Source organism: Hylemonella sp. P2_B10 (assembly GCF_056404875.1).
The window spans coordinates 1-1,164 of record NZ_JBFUDE010000015.1 but is presented as its reverse complement, the minus strand read 5'-3'; the positions used below and the strand labels follow the sequence as shown (position 1 = coordinate 1,164).

The following is a 1,164-nucleotide window of genomic DNA, read 5'->3' as shown; positions in this document are numbered from 1 at the left end:
CCGCACAAAGCCGGCCTCGTCCATCAAGGCGCTGGCCTGCATCTTCTGCCTCAGCCCGGCCCGGGTCCCGGCCAGTGCCTGCGTGTCCGCTGCCAGCGCCACCGCCTTGGCGATGTATTCCTCTTCTGTCTGGGCGATCCACTCCGGGTGCCCCAGCCCTTCAAGGATGGTGCTGCCCAGCCGCCCCACACTGGGCCGCCCGGCCAAGGTCACATAGGGCACGCCCATGTACAGCGTCTCGAACAAGGTGGTGCCCGAGTTGTGCGGGAAGCAGTCCAGCCCGATGTCCACCCCGCGCAGCACGTCCCATGGCGGGCTGTGGCAGCCGATTTGCAGACGGCTCTGTTCTATGCCCTGGGCCGCAAAGCGCTGTACCAGTTCTTCGCAGGTGGCGTTGTCTTTGTAGCTGCCGCTGTCGATGACCAGTCTGGCGTTGGGCACTCGCTTCAGGATGTCGGCCCACACGCGCACGCTCTTGTGGTTGATGCGCACGGCACGGGTCAGGGTGCCGAAGGTCACATACCCGTTGCGCTGGGCAGGCAGCTCGCCGACTTCGCCCATGTCGGCCCCGGGGCGGTAGGCGTAGCCGGTGCCGCTCAGGCGCCAGGGGGTTTCGGAGAACAGTGCTTCGCTGCCTTCGGGGGCCTGGGTGGCGTCGGTCAACAGGTAGTCGATGGCTTTGAGGCCGGTGGTGTAGCCAAAGCCCAGCCAGCTCAAGGACACGGGGGCAGGTTTTCTGGCGAACACGCCCAGGCGGTTGCCTGCGGTGTGGCCGGCCAGGTCCACCAGCACGTCGATGCCGTCGGCGCGTATGCGCTGGGCCAGCGCGGCGTCGCTCATGCCGCGCGTGGGCACCCAGTGGGCCACCTGGCTCTTGTAGCGCACGGTGAGCATGTCTTCGCGTGCCAGTTCGGCGTAGGCATAGATTTCCACGCGCTGCGGGTCGTGGTTGCCCACCAGGGGCTCCAGGAAGTAGCGGCAGGCGTGGTTGCGAAAGTCGGGGGAGACGTAGCCCACTTTCAAGCGCCGCCCGGCCAGCGGCGCATTGCCGTGGGGCTGCCATTCCTTGCGCAAGGGCTCGCCGAAGCGCCTCTCGTACTCCTGGTACGCCTCGAAGATCTCCTGTGCGCTCTTGTCGGCGTCGTAGTTCAGGTAGTTCAGCGC

Annotated in this window: 1 protein-coding gene; it reads right to left on the bottom strand. The window is 66.8% G+C overall.

What is annotated here, in order from left to right; genetic code table 11:
- Positions 1–1,164, bottom strand: a 1,164-nt coding sequence (locus AC1DX2_RS25860; protein WP_477199312.1) for an O-linked N-acetylglucosamine transferase, SPINDLY family protein, incomplete at both ends; no start/stop codon positions are given.